Origin of the sequence: Mogibacterium sp. CM50, assembly GCF_000293155.1 — a bacterium.
Lineage (GTDB): Bacteria > Bacillota > Clostridia > Peptostreptococcales > Anaerovoracaceae > Mogibacterium > Mogibacterium timidum.
In genome coordinates this window covers 1-19,559 of the sequence record NZ_ALNL01000011.1, presented here as the reverse complement: position 1 = coordinate 19,559, position 19,559 = coordinate 1, and the positions used below count along the sequence as shown (strand labels likewise).

General features: G+C 46.9%; 13 protein-coding genes, 1 rRNA gene and 1 riboswitch. Of the genes, 12 read left to right on the top strand and 2 right to left on the bottom strand.

The window, feature by feature from the left end; translation table 11 throughout:
* Positions 1–2: 2 nt before the first annotated feature.
* The 4 genes from HMPREF1152_RS08825 to HMPREF1152_RS01080 all read left to right on the top strand — a co-directional run bounded on the left by HMPREF1152_RS08825 (position 3) and on the right by HMPREF1152_RS01080 (position 7,469).
* Positions 3–2,474, top strand: a complete 2,472-nt coding sequence (locus tag HMPREF1152_RS08825) for an ABC transporter ATP-binding protein/permease (protein ID WP_009643288.1) — start codon at positions 3–5, stop codon at positions 2,472–2,474.
* Between the two features lie 211 nt (positions 2,475–2,685).
* Positions 2,686–4,347, top strand: a complete 1,662-nt coding sequence (locus HMPREF1152_RS01090; RefSeq protein WP_009643327.1) for a glutamine--tRNA ligase/YqeY domain fusion protein — start codon at positions 2,686–2,688, stop codon at positions 4,345–4,347.
* A gap of 17 nt (positions 4,348–4,364) precedes the next feature.
* Positions 4,365–6,098, top strand: coding sequence for an FtsW/RodA/SpoVE family cell cycle protein (locus HMPREF1152_RS01085; RefSeq protein ID WP_009643296.1), 1,734 nt, complete (start codon positions 4,365–4,367; stop codon positions 6,096–6,098).
* Between the two features lie 27 nt (positions 6,099–6,125).
* Entirely contained in the window at positions 6,126–7,469 is a 1,344-nt protein-coding gene (locus HMPREF1152_RS01080) for a penicillin-binding transpeptidase domain-containing protein (RefSeq protein ID WP_009643325.1), read from the top strand.
* A 405-nt stretch (positions 7,470–7,874) separates the two neighbouring features.
* On the opposite strand, the gene HMPREF1152_RS01075 is transcribed toward HMPREF1152_RS01080, so the two are convergent.
* Positions 7,875–9,530, bottom strand: a complete 1,656-nt coding sequence (locus tag HMPREF1152_RS01075; RefSeq protein WP_009643317.1) for a Na+/H+ antiporter NhaC family protein — start codon at positions 9,528–9,530, stop codon at positions 7,875–7,877.
* Between the two features lie 95 nt (positions 9,531–9,625).
* Positions 9,626–9,799, bottom strand: a riboswitch (Lysine riboswitch).
* Between the two features lie 331 nt (positions 9,800–10,130).
* Between HMPREF1152_RS01075 and HMPREF1152_RS01070 the strand changes: the two genes are divergently transcribed.
* From HMPREF1152_RS01070 to pgeF, 5 genes are all read left to right on the top strand, one after another.
* Positions 10,131–10,847 carry a pentapeptide repeat-containing protein gene (locus tag HMPREF1152_RS01070; RefSeq protein ID WP_009643321.1) on the top strand — a complete coding sequence of 239 codons (717 nt, stop codon included), beginning with the start codon at positions 10,131–10,133 and terminating at the stop codon, positions 10,845–10,847.
* 267 nt (positions 10,848–11,114) lie between these two features.
* A complete protein-coding gene (gene iorA, locus HMPREF1152_RS01065) occupies positions 11,115–12,893 on the top strand; it encodes an indolepyruvate ferredoxin oxidoreductase subunit alpha (protein WP_009643334.1) in 1,779 nt (592 codons plus the stop codon).
* Positions 12,893–13,468 carry an indolepyruvate oxidoreductase subunit beta gene (locus HMPREF1152_RS01060; protein ID WP_009643326.1) on the top strand — a complete coding sequence of 192 codons (576 nt, stop codon included), beginning with the start codon at positions 12,893–12,895 and terminating at the stop codon, positions 13,466–13,468. The genes iorA and HMPREF1152_RS01060 overlap by 1 nt, the downstream gene beginning before the upstream one ends.
* Before the next feature lie 270 nt (positions 13,469–13,738).
* A complete protein-coding gene (locus tag HMPREF1152_RS01055) occupies positions 13,739–14,641 on the top strand; it encodes a phosphate acyltransferase (RefSeq protein WP_009643330.1) in 903 nt (300 codons plus the stop codon).
* A gap of 15 nt (positions 14,642–14,656) precedes the next feature.
* Complete coding sequence (gene pgeF, locus HMPREF1152_RS01050) at positions 14,657–15,424, top strand: peptidoglycan editing factor PgeF (protein WP_009643310.1); 768 nt, start codon at positions 14,657–14,659, stop codon at positions 15,422–15,424.
* Between the two features lie 343 nt (positions 15,425–15,767).
* Here the strand turns inward: pgeF and HMPREF1152_RS09495 are convergent, their stop codons facing one another.
* On the bottom strand, positions 15,768–16,034 hold the full coding sequence (locus tag HMPREF1152_RS09495; protein ID WP_207634896.1) for a hypothetical protein: 267 nt from the start codon (positions 16,032–16,034) through the stop codon (positions 15,768–15,770).
* A 270-nt stretch (positions 16,035–16,304) separates the two neighbouring features.
* Between HMPREF1152_RS09495 and HMPREF1152_RS01045 the strand changes: the two genes are divergently transcribed.
* The 3 genes from HMPREF1152_RS01045 (at position 16,305) to HMPREF1152_RS01040 (ending at position 19,519) form a co-directional block, all read left to right on the top strand.
* The gene (locus HMPREF1152_RS01045; RefSeq protein ID WP_009643323.1) at positions 16,305–17,015 is read left to right on the top strand and encodes an HdeD family acid-resistance protein; all 711 of its coding nucleotides are present in this window, start codon (positions 16,305–16,307) and stop codon (positions 17,013–17,015) included.
* Between the two features lie 505 nt (positions 17,016–17,520).
* Positions 17,521–17,655 (top strand): hypothetical protein, encoded by a 135-nt coding sequence (locus tag HMPREF1152_RS09920; protein ID WP_255348589.1) that lies wholly within the window; start codon positions 17,521–17,523, stop codon positions 17,653–17,655.
* Between the two features lie 347 nt (positions 17,656–18,002).
* Positions 18,003–19,519: ribosomal RNA gene (locus HMPREF1152_RS01040) — 16S ribosomal RNA — on the top strand.
* Positions 19,520–19,559: the final 40 nt, after the last annotated feature.

Here is a 19,559-nt window from a genome sequence, read left to right as displayed (position 1 = left end):
AAATGATTAAATTGCAGCATGTAAATAAGTATTTCAACAAGCGAAAGGCCAACGAAATACACGTAATCAACGATACCTCTCTGGAGCTGCCTGAAAACGGCGTAGTAGCGCTGCTGGGACCTTCGGGCTGCGGTAAGACTACACTCCTAAATGCAATCGGGGGTCTCGACAAGGTGAATTCGGGACAGATATTTATAGATGATGCCAACATATCCAAGATGAGACCGGCAAAGGTAGATGCGCTCCGCAATGCCAAGATTGGGTATATATTTCAGAACTTCAACCTGCTCGACAGGATGACAGTATTCGAGAACGTTGCGATAGCACTCCGCATGATCGGAATCAAGGATAAACAGGTCATCAAGGAGCGTGTCAATTATTGTCTTAAGTCGGTTGGAATCTATCAGTTTAGGAACAAGACGACAGATGCGCTCTCCGGAGGACAAAGGCAGCGTGTCGCCATCGCGCGTGCCATTGTCAAGAATCCGCGTATCATCATAGCCGATGAGCCAACCGGCAACCTCGATAGTGCCAACACCATTGAGGTCATGAACATCATCAAGACAATCTCCAAGGACAGACTGGTTCTGCTCGTAACACACGAGAAAAAGATCGCCGAATTCTACTCATCACGAATCATAGACATGAGGGATGGCAGGATAACAGGTGATCGCAACAACGATACCGAAAATTTCCTGGATTATCAGCTTGAAAACAGGATATACCTCAAGGACATGCCTAAGCACGACGCTTATACCAATCAGGATATGCAGTTGGATGTGTACAGCGACGGCTTGTCCGAAGCAGATATCAAGATAGTGCTTAGAGCAGGCAATCTATATATCGACACAGGCGGCAGATACAACGTAGTCGACGAGAACGGTAACATTGAGCTTATAGATGAGCACTATTCAGCGATGGATTCAAGCATTTATGAGAAGAATAGCTTTGAGTACGATAAATACCTCCCGGCGGGCTACGAGGCAAGGTACACCTCGCTCTACACACCATTCAGGATGTTTGCGAACGGATTTCGTACTATAGCTCGCTTCAACAAGCTCAAGAAGCTGTTGCTCATCGGATTTGTGTTTGCATCAATATTCACGTTTGTTTCAATCAGCAACGTGTTCGGGGTGCTCAACATCAAGGAGCAGGACTTCCTGACCACTAACAGCAATTACGTGACCGTCAACAATACCAAGAAGGATCCGGCTCTGCTCGGGAAACTGCGGGGTGTATCGGGTGCATATGCAGCTTTTCCCGGTGACACGCAGGCGAAGCTTGTGATGCCCTATACAGAGTATCTGCAGAGCTCTGATTATGAGCTGAAATTCAACGCTTCAGTCACGCCGGTCGGCACGCTCAAGCAATCCGAGCTGGTCAGTGGCAAGCTGCCTGCAGACGAGCGAGGCGTGGTCATAGATAGGATGCTGACTCGTAAGCTCTTTAAGTCCAGGACGGTGCAGCAGGTTGGAATTATCAAGGAGAAAGATTTCATCGGGCGCAAGCTCAAGGTCAAGAATCTGGGAGAATTTACGATCACAGGTATTTCCAATGTCAACTCGCCATCTGCCTTCTTCGCCGACAAGCTTTGCCAGGACGTGCTTATGTACAGCGCAAACGGTTCTACTCTGGAAGGCCCGGAGAGTCTGCCGGCAGACCCGGATGGTAACGATAGCTCGGACGGTGACGGCGGCAATCAGAATTCTGCAAATCCAATCATCGATTACGCGTATGCGCCGGCTTCAACCAAGATCAAGAAGGGTAATGCGCCTGCAAATGATTACGAAGCAGTAGTCCGCGATACTCACGAGGAGGAGATGCCTCTCGGCAAGGAAATAGCCACCAAGGTGAACGGTCATAAGCTCAAGGTTGTCGGATATTATACGACAGATTTTCAGGATGACGACGCTGTCTTCACGACTAACAATACGCTTCTGCTGAATTATATCTCGAAGCAGCGCAGTGTCTCCGTATACTCGCATGATCCTGATGCGTTAGTCATGAAGCTTCAGGATGCAGGCTATTCAGCTCAGAACAATTACGATCGTGATCGGGAGAATTACATAAAGTCCGAGACCAAGAATTTCCGCAAGACGATGACAGCAGCCGGTCTGATGATATTGATAGCTCTGATAGAGATGTATCTTATGCTCAGATCATCCTTCCTATCCAGAATCAAGGAGGTGGGAACGATGAGAGCGATAGGTCTTAAGAAGAGGGATGTCTACAGGATGTTCATGGGAGAAATTATCGTGATAACGTTGATCACGGCAATACCGGGCATAGCAGCGGCATATTATGTGCTGGGCAATACCGCCGAGATATTTGGCTCCAAGTTTCTGATAGCTCCTTGGGTAGCGCTTCTGACGTTCGCGCTGTTGCTCATCTTCAACCTGGTAGCGGGGTTGATACCGGTTATCAGGACTATGCGCAAGACGCCTGCCGCGATACTGGCAAGGACAGACATCTAAGATCTTTTATCATTGTGCTGATACCCGGTACCTGCGGCGCATACAATGCTGCTGTTCAGAAAAGGCTGTGCCTTTTGAAAGAGCTTTGATTATGGTATAATTTTAAAAAATTCAGTGCATTCGCCAAGTTGTGGACGCTTCAGGTTCCGATGACAGGACAAGTGTTCTCAGCTTGGCGAGTATGTATTAATCCAAGCCGAGGAGGGCAATGATGGCTAGCGATAGAGATAATTCACAAGAAACCGCAATGAGAAGTAATTTCATTCACAACATGATAGATGAAGACCTGGCGGAGGGAAAGTATCAAGACGTGTATACGAGATTTCCGCCGGAGCCCAATGGGTATTTGCATATAGGCCACGCTAAATCCATTTGCCTTAACTTCGGAACGGCCAAGAAATACGGCGGCAAGTGCAATCTCAGATACGACGATACCAATCCGGTAAAGGAAGATCTCGAGTACGTAAAATCAATCGAGGCTGACGTGCACTGGCTCGGGTTCGAGTGGGATGAGAAGAGATGGGCTTCCGATTACTTCGACACTATGTATGATGCAGCGATTGAACTGATCAATAAGGGCAAGGCATATGTCTGCAACCTCACAGCGGAGGAGATCAAAGAGTACAGGGGGACACTTACCGAGCCGGGTAAGGAGAGCCCTTATAGAAATAGAACTGTAGAGGAAAACCTTACTCTATTCGAGGATATGAGAGACGGAAAGTATGGAGATGGCGAGGCAGTGCTGCGTGCCAAGATTGACATGAGCTCTCCTAACATCAACATGAGGGATCCGATCATTTACAGGGTTGCTCACGCTACTCATCACAATACCGGCGACAAGTGGTGCATTTATCCTATGTATGACTTCGCACATCCAATCGAGGATGCTATAGAAGGCATCTCGCACTCCATATGTACGCTTGAGTTCGAGGATCACAGACCGCTGTATGACTGGGTTCTCGACGAAGTCGGATTCTGGGATCCGCAGCCAAGGCAGATTGAGTTTGCCAGACTTAATATCACCAACACGCTCATGAGCAAGAGATATCTCAAGAAGCTCGTTGATGAGGGCACTGTTTCCGGCTGGGATGATCCGCGTATGCCTACAATTGCCGGCATCAGAAGGCGTGGATACACACCGGAGGCTATCAGAAGCTTTTGTGACGACATCGGTGTGGCAAAGGCCAATTCTACAGTCGATTTTGCTCAGCTCGAGGCATGCGTTCGTGACGATCTGCAGTTCAAGGTCGCAGCACGCAATGTAGTAATGAATCCGATCAAGGTGGTAATCACCAACTACCCGGAGGATCAGATTGAGATGTGTGCAGTTGAGAACAACAGAAATGCTCCGGAGCTCGGTGAACGAGAGCTTCCGTTCAGTCGTGAGCTGTGGATTGACGGAGAAGATTTCATGGAAGTACCTGTGAAAAAGTACTTTAGACTCTTCCCGGGTAACGAAGTCAGGCTCAAGGGCGGCTACTTCATCACTTGCGATGAGGTTATCAAGAATGAGGACGGTTCTATCAAGGAACTGCATTGCACATACGATCCTAATACCAAGAGCGGTACAGAAGGCGGAAACCGTAAGGTCAAGGGCACGATTCACTTTGTAGAGGCATCGACGGCAGTTAGAATCAAGATTCGCGAGTATCGGTCGCTGATGCTTGAGAATGATAAAGGTGAGCTCGAACTCAACCCGGATTCGCTCACTGAGACATGGGGCTATGCGGAGCCATCAGCAGCTGATGCCAAGGCTGGCGAGAGATTCCAGTTCTTCCGCAAGGGCTACTACATTACCGACAGCGAGCTGACAACGGACGACGAGAAGGTGTTTAACAGCATCGTGAGTCTCAAAAGCTCCTGGAGAAAATAGAAATTACTGTAAATGGGGTGGTAACGATAGATAGCTTATTTACATCCGTACTGGCATTTGTTGAGAATAATCCGATTTTTGCAAAATACATAACTACGGGTTCAAGGTGGATCTTCGTAATTTTGGCAGTGTTCATCCTTATGAAGTCCATCATGTCCCTGCTTTCGACGCGGGTAACTCCGGAGGTCTGGGGCTATCTCTATGTCGATAACGGTGTATCACTCCCGATCACACACTGGGAGAATATTATCGGGCGGTCATCATCGGTCGACCTGCGCATTCAGCTGGATACGATTTCCAATACGCAGGCGCTTTTAATTCGCCGCAAAGACGGCAAGTGGATGTTCAAGGACCTCAACTCCAAGAACGGGACTATCATCAACGGAATCCAGCTCATTCCACGCAAAAAATATATTATAAATCCCGGAGACGAGATTGTCATGGGCGGAGCTAAATGCACGCTCGCGGCGATTAGTGTCGAAGAGGAGAAAAACAATGACGCTATGCGCTCGATGGACAAGAAGCCTGTCTCGCCATGGCCACTGATGGTTGCAATCACAGCGTTTCAGTTTCTAACGATGATTCAACTGATTATTGGCATGGGTACGGCTCTGACTCCGGGGGCGCTTCTTTCAATTCCGCTGCTTTCGTTAACCATGTGGATTTATGTCATACTGTTTAGAGCTATGGGAAGTAAGGGCTTCGAGATGGAGCTGATTGCCTTTTTCATGTCGACGATTGGGCTGGCGGTTACAACCTCGACCAATCCTGCTCTGACGATGAAGCAGTATATAGCGACACTTGTGGGAATTTTTATCTTTATGTTTATGTGCATCTATATGCGTGATCTCAAGAGAACTGAGAAGCTCAAGCCGGTATTGGCAGTTCTCTCGGTGGGACTGCTGTTGTTTAACATAGTCTTTGGAACCACTAAGTTCGGTGCAGCCAACTGGGTTTCGCTCGGCGGCATATCGATTCAGCCGTCCGAGATTGTCAAGCTTGCATTCATCTGCATCGGTGCAGCAACTATGGAGAACCTGTTCAACAAGAAAAACCTATACGGATTCATGCTGTTCTCTCTATTCTGCCTGGCGTGTCTGGCCAAGATGGGCGACTTTGGTACGGCTCTCATATTCTTTGTCACATATCTCGTAATTTCGTTCCTCAGAAGCGGAGACTTCTCGAGACTGATACTGACAATTGGCGCTGCGGGTATCATGGGCATCATGGTTCTCAGATTCAAACCGTATATAGCCAGCCGCTTCAAGGCGTGGGGACACGTCTGGGAACCGGATTTTGTCAACGGCATGGGCTTCCAGCAAACTCGAACCATGTCGTATGCGTCGGGCGGTGGTCTGCTCGGACTCGGTGCGGGTAACGGCTCGCTCAAGACTGTGGGCGCGTCCAATACCGACCTTGTCTTTGGATTTGTAACTGAGGAATGGGGGCTTGTTATTGCCATCCTGCTGGTGCTCTGCATCATCACGCTTTCGCTGTTCGCAGTCAACTCGATCATCGCCGGCCGCTCTACCTTCTACACTATCGGAGCGTGTGGAGCAGCTACAATGATGATTTTCCAGACGATGCTGAATATCTTCGGGGCAGTTGATTTGTTCCCGCTCACCGGAGTCACCTTCCCGTTTATATCGACGGGAGGCACGAGTGCGATGTGCTCGTGGGCAATGCTCGCTTACTTCAAGGCCGCGGATATGCGCAAGGACGCAAGTCTCGCAATCAAGAGGAGGGCGTAGCATGGTTTTAACTGAAGGAGGTAGCGTATGCGCAAATTAGAGCGAAGAGCGAACATCTGCCTGCTGCTGGCTGCGACTCTATTTATCGGAATACTGATATTCACATGGAGATTCGTCACCAAGGGACAGGAATGGGCGAGCTTCTATGGCAATAGGCAGATATATACAAATGGCGAGATTAACAGAGGGACGATATACGATCGCAATGGTGTTATGCTTTTAAATTGCACCAAGGATGGACTCATATATCCCTCTGACCCGTCGCTTCGCAGGGCGACAGTGCATGTTGTAGGAGATCCAAAGGGCAACATCGCAACAGGCGCTATCAATATGTGGAAGCCGCAGCTTATCGGCTACGATTTGCTCAACGGTACATACGATACTAACAAGGATGGCAGCAAGATTAAGCTGACGATAGATTCCAAGGCTAACCTCGCAGCCTACAACGCGCTGGGCAAGAGGCAGGGGATGGTCGGAGTGTTCAACTACAAGACCGGAGAGATAGTGGCGATGGTATGCACTCCGGCTGTAGATCCTAAGGGAACGCTGCCTAATTCCAATTCGTCAGAGTATTTCAACACATTCCTATCCGGAAGCATGACGCCGGGCTCGACCTTCAAGACGATTACTGCCGCAGCGGCGATAGACAATGTTGATGATATAGACAGCTTTGAATATACGTGCAGTGGAGTTACCTATGTAAACGGTTCGCCTATAAGGTGCACCAACGGTCAGGCTCACGGTCATGTGGACTTTGAGATGGCTCTTGCTAAGTCGTGCAACGGTGCCTTCGGAGAGATTACTCGCAAGATTGGTGCGAGCAACATGAAGGAATACGTCAAGAAGGTCGGGCTTACGAATTCCCTCAACATTAGCGGAATCAAGACGGCAAAGGGTAAGTTTAATTTCCCGGCTGACGACCCAATCAAACTCAGCTGGGCGGGAATCGGACAGGCGGACGATCTAGTCAACCCGGCTTCAATGATGGTCTATATGGGCTCGATTGCAAATGGCGGCAAGGCTGTAAATCCATATCTCATCGGCTCATCAAGCTTCCTCAAGAAGGTGACAGGCGGCGACTCGCTTGGGAAATACCTCAGCGAAGCGACTGCAGATAGACTTAAGAGCATGATGAAGAACGACGTCAAGGTCACATATGGTGAGAGTAACTTCAGAGGACTGGATATCTATGCCAAGTCAGGAACAGCGGAGACAGGGGATGGAGATCCGGATGCTTGGTTTGTGGGCTTTATAGATGATCCAAAGCATCCGTATGCGTTTGTTTCGTGGGTGCGTCATGGCGGCACGGGCTTCAAGGTTGCGGGACCGGTGGCGTACAAAACTCTGATTGCGTTGGTACAGAATAATTAGAAAGAGATAATCGGATAGAACAATAGAGTTTGAATAGAAGATATTTTACTGAAAATGGCTTATTTTCAAGGGCTATAGCCCGTTTGAATGAGCAACTGGGACAAAATTGGGTAAAGATTTCAAAAAGAATAAATTGAGTAATAGCCCCCAGTGGCTTTACAAGAAAATACAAAAAATGAGACCGTAGCTTAATTGTTACGGTCTCAATACATATCTGAAGATCCAAGCTTTTACTTCACCCATCTTCATTCTGTATGGCGGCAATCGATATAAGAGTGCTTTCTTTACGGTGGTAGCGAAGAGACTTAGAGCCATATCAGAGCTTGATAACGAAAAGAGGTGCTTCAATCGAATCACCTCTTTTCGTTTCCGGTCCATATCTAAATATATCTAAAAGTAATAGAGCTAATTTGTTTGAGAAGTAGCCGTCTCTATCGCCTTAGCTTCATCCACAACATATGAACCTTCTCTCTTCTTGAAGAAGCGAAGCACGATGTAGAGAAGTACCAGTCCAACAGCGAGTGCAACCCATGGCGACTCCATGATTCCTGCAATTATGTATGACACTGTGGATACGCAGAGCACGGTAACAGCATAAGGCAGCTGTGTTTCAACGTGGCTGAGGTGCCTAACGGCAGCACCTGCGGACGACATTATAGTTGTATCTGAGATTGGTGAGCAGTGATCTCCGCAAACTCCACCGGCCATGCAAGCCGAGATGAGAACAATCATCATGTCAGGCCTGTTCGATGTAACAGCGAGGGCGATAGGAATCAATATTCCGAAGGTTCCCCACGATGTACCCGATGCGAATCCGAGTGCGCAGGATACTACGAAGAACAGCGCAGGTATGATAACGACGAATCCGCCGGGAACCTTATCCATCATATTTGCAACGAACCTGGCTAGTCCGAGCGAGTCTGTCATACCCTTGAGTGTCCAAGCCATCGAGAGTACGAGGATAGGCGATACCATGGATTTGAAGCCTTCAGGTATGCACTCCATGAGCTCCGCAAATGGAACCACTCTTCTGATTAAATAGTAAACTACAGTGATGACGAGAGCTACCGTGCTTCCGAGCACTAACGATGTAGCTGCATCACAGCCGGCAAATGCATCGACGAATGCCTTACCCTTCCAGAAGCCGCCGGTGTACAGCATTCCGATGACGCACGAGATAATTAGTACGATTACAGGGAATACCAAATCCATAACGGTGCCCTGATGAACAGTATCGGCAGCGTCGTCGTTTTTGAGAGCTGCAGCATCCTTTACGGTAAATAAATCTCCTTCTTCAGCCGCATTCTTCTCGTATACAGCCATCTTGCCATAGTCGAAGTTCATCGTGATAATCATGAACATCATAGCGATAGTCAGGAGAGCGTAGAAGTTGTAAGGGATAGCCTGGATAAATACGGATAGACCGTTCTTGCCCTGAACGAAACCGCTGACAGCAGCAGCCCAAGACGATATAGGTGCAAGGATGCAGACCGGAGCAGCAGTCGCGTCAATCAGATAAGCGAGCTTAGCTCTCGATACGTTGTATTTGTCTGTGAGCGGCTTCATAACGCTTCCAACCGTCAGACAGTTGAAATAGTCATCAACGAAAATCATTAGACCGAGAGCTACAGTAGAGTACTCTGCGCCGCGACGGGTTCTGATTTTCTGAGCAGCCCAGCTGCCAAACGCAGCCGAGCCGCCGGATAGATTCATCATGGATACGAGCATTCCCAAGATTACGAGGAAGACGAGTATTCCCACGTTGCCGGGAGTTGACAGCGACGTTACAAATCCGTCGATCATGACGTGGTTCATAAACTTTGAGAAATCCATGCCCGAATACAGCAGGCCGCCCGCGAGTATTCCGATGAACAGCGAGCTGTATACTTCCTTGGTGATCAGCGCCAAGCCGATAGCGACGATTGGTGGCAGCACAGCCCAGCCTGTAGCGTAGAGTGCCGGTTTACTGTCAGCCGCCATGGCGATAATAGGCATCGCGGTGATAAATAGAGCAGCAAGTCCGAATACGTACAAAATTCTGTTTCTGTTAATGCGTATCATTTGTAAAACCTCCGTGAAAATAAAATAGCCATGAATAACGTCTGAAACGTATCCATGGTTCGTACGTTAGTAATACAAAAATGCATCAACTATATACCATTGATAGCGCTCCACATTTTACGATGTGACAGTTCGGCGCATATTATGCACCGGCCCAGGAAATATCTCGGGGTAGATATGACCTTCGGCGGATTTCCCTTTCTCAAGCAGCAGCTTCCCCAAGCTGTAGCTACAGGATACTATTGAGCTCCGCGACCTCTATCGAGTCAGTCTTATTCAAAAGCTACATTGATTTAATAATATCTCAACAAAAAAGTCAAGTAAAATCCAAAAATAATTAATAAATTTGTACAATTTCACAATTCCACAAATAGACTATAAATAAAAATATCCTTAACATTAATCTTCATCTGCGCAGCAGCATCACATAATAAAACTAATCATCCCGGAAATTCACAAAACCCATTCAATTTTATTCATTAGCTTCTACAAAAATTTGCTCGAATGGTATAATTACCTTAAGGCGCAGGCGCAAATTGATATTCGTAGGTACTGCTAGTTCTTTTGTATGGATGACTGCAAACATTAAGGAGGCGCAAAATGATCAAGGAATATACAGCGGAAGAAATTACAGAAATAATAAATAACAGGGATAAAAAAGAACGGCTAGTGATAGAGGAAAGCGTAATCAAGGGCGCAGACCTCGAAGGCTGCGATTTAACCAACACCACATTCAGACTATGCCGCTTCGAGGACTGCATCCTTGCCGGTGCCGACTTCAGCGACTCCAGTATTTCGGGTACGTTATTCCTGAATTGCCCGATGCACGCCTGCCGCTTCGTCGGAACCGATATGACAGAAACCATCTTTCGCGATATAGATCTTTCGGACAGCGACATCAGTGGAGCAAATTTATACGCCGCTGTCCTCGAGGATGCCAATCTCGATGGCGTCATATCAGATGCGGACACCAAGTGGTTCAGACAGGTACCTCCGGAAGAAGGCCCCTTTATAGCTTGGAAATGCTGTACTGACCTTAGAGTAGTGCAACTGCTTGTACCGGCAGATGCCAGAAGAGTATCCGCGACAATGGAGACCTGCAGATGTGATAAGGCCAAAGTCCTTTCTATCAAGAGCATAGACGAAAGTATCAGTTATGATTGGGCACAGTCGACAGTAGATCCGGATTTCTATTATGAAAAGGGTAAGTGGATGGTGCCTGCAAACGGATTTGAACCTGACAGATGGAAGGATTCATCAAGAGGAATCCACTTCTTTATGGAGCGGGAACAATGCATAGCCTATCAAACAAAATAAGCGTAAAAAACAGCAAGTTTGTGCGCAGCGGAAAGTGCAATTATTTCATAATAATTTATAAAAAAAATATAAATTTATAACACAAAAACAAGATAAACAGGAGTTTGTAACAAAAAAATATCCACAAAACTAAAAATGTTTGTGATTAATGTCAAAAAAATGCAAAAATACACAAAAAGACTTTGTTTGACTGGAAATGTATTCATTTGTATAATTCAATTATATTTATGACAAGTTTAATACCGTTAAACTTAAGGAGGTAAGTAGATGAAAGTAATTATGTCGGGCAACGAAGCTATTGCTCGCGGCGCATACGAAGGCGGCTGCCAGTTTGCTTCGGCTTATCCCGGTACTCCAAGCACCGAGATCCTCGAGAATATGCCTCAGTACAAGGATGATGTGTACTCAGAGTGGGCTCCTAATGAAAAGGTCGCTGCAGAGGCTGCTATCGGTGCATCTATTGCAGGTGTCAGATCTTTCTGCGCGATGAAGCACGTAGGTGTTAACGTAGCTGCAGACCCAATCTTTACAGTTGCATACACAGGAGTAACAGGCGGATTTGTAATCGTTTCTGCTGACGACCCGGGTCAGCACAGCTCCCAGAATGAGCAGGATAACAGGAACTACGCTAAGGCAGCCAGACTCCTTATGCTGGAACCATCCAACTCTCAGGAGTGCAAGGACTACATGAAGATGGCATTCGGTCTTTCCGAGAGATTCGATGCTCCGGTTCTTTTCCATGTAACTACAAGAGTCTGTCATTCAAAGGGAATCGTAGAACTCGGCGATAGAGAAGAGCACGAGTACGTTCCATATAAGAAGCAGATTGCCAAGTATGTTTCCGCTCCGGCAAATGCTAAGAAGATGAGAGTTAATCTCGAGAAGAAGCTTGCTGATATGGAAGCATATGCAAATGAAATCGAGATCAACCAGCCTGAATGGCATTCGACTAAGATTGGTGTCGTTACATCCGGTATTTCGTATCAGTACGCAAAGGAAACCTTTGGCGAGGATGCTTCATATCTCAACCTTGGGATGACCTTCCCGCTGCCAACAGATCTTATCAAGGATTTCTGCAGCAAGGTAGACAAGGTATACGTAATCGAAGAGATGGATCCTTACCTGCAGGAGTTCCTCGAGGGACACGGAATCGAGTGCATTGGCAACCAGCAGATTCCTAAATTCGATGAGCTCAACACGGATATCGTTAGAGAGGCACTCACAGGAGTTAAACCTGAATCCTATGAGTCAGAGCTTAAGTCGGTTGTTCGCCCTCCAACGCTCTGTGCAGGATGCCCGCACAGAGGCTTCTTCCAGGCTATCAAGAAGAAAAAGGGCCTTATGATCAATGGAGACATCGGTTGCTATACTCTCGGAGCAAACGAGCCGCTAAGTGCTCTTGATACAGCAATCTGTATGGGAGCTTCCCTGTCTATGGCTCACGGTGCATCGCAGGCGTACAAGGTAGCCGGTGCAAAGACTAAGGCAGTAGGTGTTCTTGGAGACTCCACATTCTTCCACAGCGGCATTACAAGCTTAATGGATGCGGTATATAATCAGAGCGACAGCATCAGCGTGATCCTCGACAACAGAATCACAGGTATGACTGGTCACCAGCAGAACCCCGGAACAGGCTTCACTCTCATGGGCAAGCCGGCACCGGAGGTTGATATACCTGCGCTTGTTAAGGCTGTCGGAATCAAGGAAGAGAACATTTACGTTGTAAATCCTCTTCATCTTGATGAGGTCGATAAGGCGCTTGATGCTTGCATCGAGAAGGATGAGCCTACTGTAATTATTACAAGATGGCCATGCGTACTTAAGAAGTTCAGCCAGCAGGATCTCGAAGAGTTCACAGGACTCCACAAGACTCAGTGTCACATCATTCAGGATAAGTGCAGAAACTGCAAGGCTTGTGTAAGAACAGGCTGCCCGGCTCTCATGTCCTCAAAGGATGATGTTGTTATCGATGTTAATAGCTGCGTAGGCTGCACAGTCTGCAAGCAGGTATGCCCATTTGATGCTATTGAGGAGGTGCAGAGATAATGAGTGAAGTTAAGAATATTCTCCTCGTAGGAGTAGGTGGACAGGGAACAATCCTTGCAAGTAAGATTCTTACGAGCGGTCTGATGGAAGCCGGATATGATGTTAAGATGAGTGAGATCCACGGAATGTCACAGCGTGGCGGAAGTGTAAGCACTCAGGTTAGATACGGTGATGAGGTTCATTCTCCAATCGTTGGAAAGGGATCGGCTGACGTAATCGTTGCTTTCGAGACTATGGAGGCTCTCAGATGGCTCGAATACCTCAAGGTTGGCGGCAAGATGGTAGTTAACAATTTCAAAATCAACCCTGCTCCGGTCAACCTGGGTAAGGCGGAGTATCCGGAAGCAATTCTTGAAGATCTCAAGGCAAAGTGCCCGGTAACAGCTGTAAAGGCTGGCGAAATCGCTACAGAGCTTGGAAATGCCAAGGCTATGAACGTCGTACTTCTCGGAGCGCTCGTTAAGGCTATCGGCACTCTCGACGATGTAGACTGGGATGCTCAGATTGAGAAGAATGTCAAGCCTAAGTTTGTCGAGCTCAACAAGAAGGCATTCAAGGCCGGATACGATCTGTAAGATATTATATTTAGTTTATTCATATCTGTTGATAATGAAACAAGCTGTTGGGAGAGGGTGATGCCCTCTCCCTTTTTATAGTTATTCTCCGGGAGAACCACAGACCGGGAGAACCACAGACATAGTACATATATATTTTTGCCATGCTGCGTATAGCCCCCTAAATTTGCTGCATTGCGCTCGTGGTATGCTATAATATAGGAGTTTAGTGGATAATCAATCCAGTGACAGACATACAATGGAATCATATGTATTTTAAGGAGGTAATGTATGTTCAAAAACTTTACAGAAATGGCTGAAATGGTTAAGAGCCATCCGGTTAAAAAGAGAATTGTGTTAGCTTGTGCTCATGACGAGCACTCCCTGGAGGCTGTTAATGAGGCAGTTAAGGAAGGTATCGTTGAAGCAGTTCTCGTGGGTAAGGAAGAGGAAATCAAGGCTATAATCAAGGAACACGGATTTACTCTGGAGAACGCAACAATTTACAACGAGGACGACGACGTTGAGGCAGCTAAGACCGCAGTAAGACTTATCAACGAAGGCAAGGGAGATTTCCTCATGAAGGGCAGAATGCAGACAGCTGACCTTCTCAAGCAGGTTGTAAATAAAGAGACAGGCCTCAACATGGGCAAGGTTATGTCACACGTTGGTCTGTTTGAGGTTCCAAACTACCACAAGCTTGTGGTTCTGACAGACGGCGGAATGCTTCTTCACCCAACCCTGGAGCAGAAGGCTCAAATTATCGAGAACGCTGTAGATTCACTGCGCAATATGGGATACGAGAACCCTAAGGTTGCGGCACTTTGCGCAGCAGAGAAGCTCAATCAGAAGGCGCCTGAGTCTGTTGATGCAGCAGCTCTCAAGGAGATGAACGAAAAAGACGAGCTTAAGGGTTGCGTAGTAGAGGGACCGATCTCTTACGATATCGCACTCAGCAAGGAAATCGCTGACTTCAAGGGCTTCGAGAGTCCTGTTGCCGGAGATGCGGATGTTCTGCTCGTTCCTGATATGGCAGCGGGCAACTTCATAGGTAAGGCTTGGGTAATTCAGGGAGGCGGTAGAATGACGGGCCTCGTAGTTGGCGCAAAGGCTCCAATCGTTCTGACTTCCCGTGGCTCCGGTGCAGATGAGAAATTCTACTCTATCGTATTCGCGGCTGCAGCTTCCAAGTAATAAGCTGCTTTTGAGATGTTTGAACGGTTCAATGACAAGCTGATCTGCGAGTATAGCACGCGTATTGGCGGTGTCAGCACGGGCTGCTACGATTCGATGAACCTCAGTTTGACGACAGACGATGCCCTTTCAAATATTCTTGCAAATTACGAAATTTGGTGCCGATCTCTCGGCGTAGATCCTCGTCAGCTCGTCATGGTGCATCAGACGCATGGTAACGAGGTGATTCGCGTCAGCCGAGAGAATTGCGGAGAAGGTTTGTATTCGCCTCGGAGAAGGGGAATAGACGGAATGGTGACAGATGCAAGGGGAGTTGCTTTAGTGACGTCTCATGCGGATTGTACGCCGATTTACGTATACGACCCAATTCATGAAGCGATAGGACTTTGCCATGCGGGCTGGAGAGGCACTACCCACGAAATAGCGGAACGCACAGTCAACAGGATGATTGATGAATTTGAGTCTGACCCGGTAGATCTATACGCAGCGATAGGACCATGCATTTCCATCAAGCATTTTGAATGCGACTCTGATGTGATCGATGCTATCTCCAACATGAACGTGAGAAATATTCCTCATGCATATACGTACAATCCGCTGAAAGGCAAGTTTAACGTGTCAATGCCTGATATCAACAAGGCTGTGCTCATGAGTGCAGGAGTTCCTGCGGATCACATCGAGATCGACGGTTCCTGTACATATGAGCAGAGAGACAAGTATTTCTCTCACAGGAGAGACGGACTGGCGCGTGGCGGACAGATTGCGCTTCTAATGCTCAAGTAGGAGTTTATTTACCGTATAACAGATTAGCCGTTTAACCATCGGATAATCGTATTAAAGAACAAAACGAAACCAAAATCCAACCAAAAAGCTTGGAGCCGACGTTCCAAGCTTTTTGGTTCATATGAAAATCGATATTAAGAGCTCTCTGTTAAATGTTTCTATTTAGTCTCTATTAGATATTAATGACCTTCCTTTCGCCCCCTCTTGCGATATTCATGCAGCTCTGCAGTTATAGCCAACAGTACGTCTGTCGATAGGCTCCCCGCACAGCTCAAGATTGACAGGAATGTTAGCTGCAGAGCTGCGAGTAAAGAACGCGGTTACGCCACTTCTGCTCAGACCTTTAATCACGAGCGGGTATGGAGTCTGGTGAGTTGCGATAAATTGCGATAAATACAATCAGCGGATTCACAATCAGTGCGATAAATACCATTGTCCCTACCGGCAATAAAATAAGCGTTGCGTACTTCGTAAGTGCTTCGATCCCGCTCGTAGAAATCGAGTTAAATACGAGACCCGTTACACTAGGGTGAAGGAACCTTATGATCCGGCACACACGCCTGGTAATAGCGTCTGAAAAATCAGTCAGCACGCCTTTTGTAGAGTTCAAGGCTGCCCTAAGTGCAACGCCGATCGACTGTAGCCTGGCATCCTGGAAATCGACCGTAACTTGGCATCCTGCGTGGAATTGACAATCTGTAGAATGTGAAATCTGTCTTTTGAGATGAACAGTAATGTCTGATTGCGACAAAATTGCCTATGTGATAGTATAGATAAGCTAAAGGAACAATTAGGAGCTGAGGCTCATTCGCTGAGATAAACAGGGTGGAAACCCTTGAGTTTTCAATAATTAACACTTGGTTATATGAGGAGGTGCTAGATGAGAACATTAGCAATGGTTTCTAGTGCGTTAATGGTAATAGTAGGGACATTTTGTATTGCAAATTCTACGGCAGCATTCACTTCTGTTGCTTTCATCGTGGGAGGTGCGCTTCTGGCTATGGGAGTCATCGAGTTGATAGTATTCCGTAATGTCGGATACGAAGGTAATATGATAACCAAGACATATGTGGTGCAGGCTGTTATAGGAGCCTTCCTCGGGATAATGTTTCTGTCAGGGCAGGTAAATGAAGATGTTGCGGTAACGGCAATCTTCGCTATGCTGCTTATGACGAACGGCTTAGCTGCAGACTCCAGCATTAACATGGATATAAGGTCAAATTCGACAAGCGAGAAGAGAACCTTCCTTCTTGGCACGGCAATGACATTGCTGGGCGCTTATATGTTTTTCAACAAGAGTGCATTTAACTTTCACGTAATGTTATTAATTGGTATTGCATCCGTTCTGATAGGAGTAGATAGATTCAGAATCGGAATGAGCCTGGATTACAATAAACCGGAGTTCTTAAGCAAGAACGAAGAGAAGATCGAGAGAGCTAAGCGTGAAGAAAAGCGCAACACGAGGATAGCTATTGAGGCTACACGTAGATCTAGAGAGCAGAGAAATAAGATCAAGAAGCTTGAGGAGGAAATCCAAAAGGAGAGAGCTCACAGAGAGAATTCTTCAAGATTAAGAAGAAATAAGAAATAGATATCAAGAGACGAAGGTGACAGAGTCATAAAACAGAGGATGTGGAGTATTTCGCATCCTTTTTTTGTAACTTGAATTTACACTCTAAGTGCAACAATTAAATAATGACTCATAACCTTAACAAGGAGCAGTGCAGAATAGTAAAAAATAGTAGAAAAGAAATAAAAAATAAAGTGGAAAGCGTGTAATAAATAGATGTGGTAAGACCAAAGAATAAATATCATATATATGGAAAGTCTAATAATAAAAAGTCAAGCATAAGTTTGAGGAGTTAATAGTCAGAAGCGGAAGCATCACAAAAAAAAGCCACCATAGGCGCTGGACGGGGAAAAGAATTGCCACATATTATTCGGCAGTATATTGAACAGCCAGACACTCCTTGACATTGCCGTAGTAGATGCGAAGGAAGATAAAGGTAAAAAAGAAATTATAAGGGCAGCAATATATGCAGTAACAGATATAGAAGAAAATAATGACTAAGTACATATATATAGACAATAAGAGGATGAATGAAAAAGAGCGCGATAGAAATAAAATGTATAGAACAAAAGAAGCAAAAAAGCTATTGACACAGGCGGGGGGATTTTCTTATAATAACAGCACTCGCTATCAAGCAGTAGCGAGGGAGCAGACCTCTTAGCGGAGATCGCACAAGCCTTTTTCAAAAAAGAAGTGAAAAGTGCTTGACGAGGCTAAGTTGGTGCGCTATAATGATTAAGCTGTCGCGAGAGAGCGGGTGCAAAAATCGCTCAAACGCAGTCAGCAGAACCATGACAACTTCATAGTGTAGAAACTGGTCAAGAGATCGACACAGTGAAAGCTGGAGATCAGATCTCAAGATCGTATAAGAGACAAACGATGTACAATATGTCGTATGTCCCTGTACAATTCAAACACAAACAACAATGATTCGGAAATAACGAGTCGAGACGCGAAAGCGTCATCCATAACAGGATTTGGACGAATCGAAAGATTCTTCAGATAACATTTATTAAGAGTTTGATCCTGGCTCAGGATGAACGCTGGCGGCGTGCCTAATACATGCAAGTCGAGCGAGAAGCTTGGAAATGACGCTTCGGTTGATTTTCCAAGCGGACAGCGGCGGACGGGTGAGTAACGCGTAGGCAACCTGCCCCTGACAGAGGGATAGCCATTGGAAACGATGATTAAAACCTCATGACACCGTAGTAGCACATGTTACATCGGTCAAAGATTTATCGGTCAGGGATGGGCCTGCGTCTGATTAACTGGTTGGTGAGGTAACGGCTCACCAAGGTGACGATCAGTAGCCGACCTGAGAGGGTGATCGGCCACATTGGAACTGAGACACGGTCCAAACTTCTACGGAAGGCAGCAGTAGGGAATCTTGCACAATGGGCGAAAGCCTGATGCAGCAACGCCGCGTGAAGGATGAAGGCCTTCGGGTTGTAAACTTCTGTTCTAAGGGAAGAAAGAAATGACGGTACCTTAGGAGCAAGCCCCGGCTAACTACGTGCCAGCAGCCGCGGTAATACGTAGGGGGCAAGCGTTATCCGGAATTATTGGGCGTAAAGAGTGCGTAGGTGGTTACCTAAGCGCAAGGTTTAAATTAGAGGCTCAACCTCTACATGCCTTGCGAACTGGGCTACTTGAGTGCAGGAGGGGAAAGCGGAATTCCTAGTGTAGCGGTGAAATGCGTAGATATTAGGAGGAACACCGGCGGCGAAGGCGGCTTTCTGGACTGTAACTGACACTGAGGCACGAAAGCGTGGGTAGCAAACAGGATTAGATACCCTGGTAGTCCACGCCGTAAACGATGAGCACTAGGTGTTGGGTCCGTTAGGACTCAGTGCCGCAGTTAACGCAATAAGTGCTCCGCCTGGGGAGTACGCTCGCAAGAGTAAAACTCAAAGGAATTGACGGGGACCCGCACAAGCAGCGGAGCATGTGGTTTAATTCGAAGCAACGCGAAGAACCTTACCAGGGCTTGACATCCTGCTGACAGAACCTTAATCGGTTTTTTCTTCGGACAGCAGAGACAGGTGGTGCATGGTTGTCGTCAGCTCGTGTCGTGAGATGTTGGGTTAAGTCCCGCAACGAGCGCAACCCTTGTCGCTAGTTACTAACATTCAGTTGAGGACTCTAGCGAGACTGCCGAGGTCAACTCGGAGGAAGGTGGGGATGACGTCAAATCATCATGCCCCTTATGTTCTGGGCTACACACGTGCTACAATGGTCGGTACAATGAGATGCAATACTGCGAAGTGGAGCGAAACACCAAAACCGATCCCAGTTCGGATTGTAGGCTGCAACTCGCCTACATGAAGTCGGAGTTGCTAGTAATCGCAGATCAGAATGCTGCGGTGAATGCGTTCCCGGGTCTTGTACACACCGCCCGTCACACCATGGAAGTTGGGGGTGCCCAAAGTCGGTTAATTAATCTATCGCCTAAGGCAAAACCAATGACTGGGGTGAAGTCGTAACAAGGTAGCCGTTCGAGAACGAGCGGCTGGATCACCTCCTTTCTAAGGAGACCTAGTCTCTACACTATGACAGTTTATGGGG